At 66.3% G+C, this 2789-nt stretch carries 3 protein-coding genes and 1 pseudogene; 1 reads left to right on the plus strand and 3 read right to left on the minus strand.

What is annotated here, in order from left to right; translation table 11 throughout:
• Positions 1-1038: tetratricopeptide repeat protein (locus tag GJV64_RS13370; protein ID WP_164157849.1), on the plus strand; the 1038-nt coding region annotated here is incomplete at its 5' end.
• Positions 1039-1119: 81 nt separating this feature from the next.
• Here the strand turns inward: GJV64_RS13370 and bfr are convergent.
• From bfr to GJV64_RS13385, 3 genes and pseudogenes are all read right to left on the minus strand, one after another.
• On the minus strand, positions 1120-1599 hold the full coding sequence (gene bfr / locus GJV64_RS13375) for a bacterioferritin (RefSeq protein WP_164157852.1): 480 nt from the start codon (positions 1597-1599) through the stop codon (positions 1120-1122).
• Between the two features lie 122 nt (positions 1600-1721).
• Complete coding sequence (locus GJV64_RS13380) at positions 1722-1895, minus strand: (2Fe-2S)-binding protein (RefSeq protein WP_164157854.1); 174 nt, start codon at positions 1893-1895, stop codon at positions 1722-1724.
• A 101-nt stretch (positions 1896-1996) separates the two neighbouring features.
• Positions 1997-2789, minus strand: a pseudogene (locus tag GJV64_RS13385) (DNA mismatch repair endonuclease MutL); the annotation flags it as partial.

The raw sequence follows: 2789 nt of genomic DNA on the forward strand, positions 1-2789 counted from the left end.
CTGGCCGCCGTGTCGCAAGCCGTGGGCAAGGCCCTCAACGATGCCCAGGCTGCCGCCAAGTCGCGCAACGCCGCGGGCGTGCAGGCCGCCATCGCCCGCGCCCGCGCCGCCGCCTCGACCGAGGAAGAACGTCAGAAGACGGCGCAGATGGCCGGTTATGCCTTCACCGCCGTCGGCCAGTTCGGCGCGGCGGCTGCCGCCCTTGAGCAGGTGGGTGCGCCCTGCGGCCAGCTTGGTCCGCTTTATTATCGCGCCGGCCAACTCGACAAGGCGGTGAGCATCGCCAAGAGCTGCCCCGGCGAAGCCAGCCAGATCCTGATCGCCCAGTCCTACACGCGGCAGGGCAACCACAAGGCGGCCATCAGCGCCTACAACAACCTGATCCGCTCGAACGGCGCCAAGTCGGTCTATCTGGAAAATCTGGCCGGCGCCCAGTTCAAGGCCGGAGACAAGGCCGGCTATCTCGCCACCACCACCCGGCTGATCAAGGTCGATCCATCGCCGAACCGCTGGAAGACGCTGCTGTCCGATCTGCAGGGCCAGAACATGCGCTCGGAAGCCAAGCTGGCGCTCTATCACCTGATGGACACCACCGGCGCAATGAGCCGCAAGGAAGATTTCCATGATTTCGCCAGGCTGGCGATGATCAACGGGCAAGCTGCCGTGGCCAAGAATGCACTTGGCAAGTCCGGCCTGACCAGCGATCCGATGGACCAGAAGCTGGCCGCCGCGGCCGAGAAGGCCGTGGCCAAGGAAGCGCCGGAAGCCAACAAGCTGTCAGCCAGCCCCGCGACCGCATTCAAGGGCGGCAACGCCTGGCTTGGTCTCAACGATTATGGCAAGGCCATCGCCGCCTATGACAAGGCCATCGCCGCCAATGGACCGGATGCCGATTATGCCCGCGTGTTCAAGGGCATCGCGCAGACCAAGGCCGGCCAGAAGGCCGCCGCGCAGGCCACCTTCAAGGCCGTGAACCAAAAGAGCGGCATGCAGGACATCGCCAATCTGTGGAGCCTCTACGCCGGCACCCGCGGCTGATCGCGCCGCCGGTCAACAGGAAAAAGAAGGGCCGCCGCAGGGACACTGCGGCGGCCCTTTTCATGTGCACGCGACCGCTGCTCAGCCCTCGGCCGGCTTTGACTGCAGCTGCAGATAGTTGGCGATGCCCATCTGTCTGATCATTTCCTGCTGCGTCTCGATGAAGTCGATATGCTCTTCCTCGGCGACCAGGATCTCCTCGAACAGCTCGCGGCTGCCATAGTCGCGCACCGTCTCGCAATGCTGGATCGCGTCCTTCAGCAGGGCAACCGCTTCGAACTCCAGCTCCAGATCGGCCTGCAGCACCTCCTCCACCGTCTCGCCGATGCGCAGGCGATTGAGCTGCTGCATGGCGGGGAAGCCTTCGAGAAAGAAGATGCGCTCCATCAACTTGTCGGCGTGGCGCATCTCGTCGATGGATTCGTGCCGCTCATACTCGGCGAGCTTGCGGATGCCGAGATTGTCGAGCAGCCGATAGTGGAGCCAATATTGGTTCACCGCCGTCAACTCACCCTTGAGCACGGCGTTGAGATAATCGATGACCTTGGCGTCGCCCTTCATGGAACGTCTCCTTCCCGGTCGCTGTGCCACCGGGAGGCCGCCACGTCAAGAAAAGTCCTGAATTTTCCGATAGTTGTAGCTGCAACGCACTTGCAGTCGCAGCCGCGCCAGCATCTGGCGCCTCAGGCGTGGGTGGATGCCCCGCTCACCACTTCGCGGGCAAAGGGAAGGCACTGGCCGCATTTCACGCGCGCGCCGAGCTGGGCATAGGCGGCGTGCGGGCAGGCCCGGCCGGCAGCGCGCGCGGCGGCCTTCACATCCCGTTCCCGAAGGGCATTGCAGACACAGACGTACACGGCGCTTCCCGAATCGACTGGCGTTGTTGCGAAGCGTTATCACCCAGCGGCCGCGCAAATGCAAGTGGCTCGCAATAGCGGCGAGCCGTCACCCTGTCATGTCAGCGGCGGCCGAACAGTTTCTCGATGTCGGATTTGGCCAGCTTCACCCAGGTGGGGCGGCCATGGTTGCACTGGCCGCTATGCGGCGTGGCTTCCATCTCGCGCAGCAGCGCGTTCATCTCGGCGAGGCTCAGGTGCCGGCCGGCGCGCACACTGCCGTGGCAGGCCATGGTGGCTGCCACCGCCTCCAGCCGTTCCTTCAGAGACAGCGCCGCCCCGAACGCTGCCAGATCGTCTGCCAGATCAACGATCAGCCCCTTCACATCGCAGGTGCCGAGCAGCGCCGGCGTGGCCCGGACGGCGATGGCACCGGGGCCAAAGTCTTCCACTTCCAGCCCCAGTTCGGCCAGTTCGGCAGCGCGCGCCGTCACCCGCGCGGCGGCGATCTCGTCCAGCTCCACGATCTCGGGCGCCAGCAGCGCCTGCGCCGCCACCGTGCCGCCGGCCAGCGCGCGATTCATGCGCTCCAGCGTCAGCCGCTCATGGGCAGCATGCTGATCGACGAGGATCAGCGCATCGTCTGTTTCGGCCACGATATAGGTGGCCGCCACCTGCCCGCGCGCCGCGCCCAGCGGAAAGGCGACAGACGACGGCGGACTCAAGGGCGCAATCGGCGTCGGCGATGCGGGCGGCGATGTGGGCGGCGCAAAGGCCGGTGCAAAGGCCGGCGGCAATTCCCTGAAGAGGTGCGCCGGTTCGGCCTGGCCATCGGGCTGCGCGGCGGGCGCTGCCGGCAACGGTTCGGCCCGGAAGGCGGCCAGCGCCGCACCGGCCACAGCAGTGGAGGCGCGG

This window comes from Sandarakinorhabdus rubra (assembly GCF_010994245.1).
Classification (GTDB): domain Bacteria; phylum Pseudomonadota; class Alphaproteobacteria; order Sphingomonadales; family Sphingomonadaceae; genus Sandarakinorhabdus; species Sandarakinorhabdus rubra.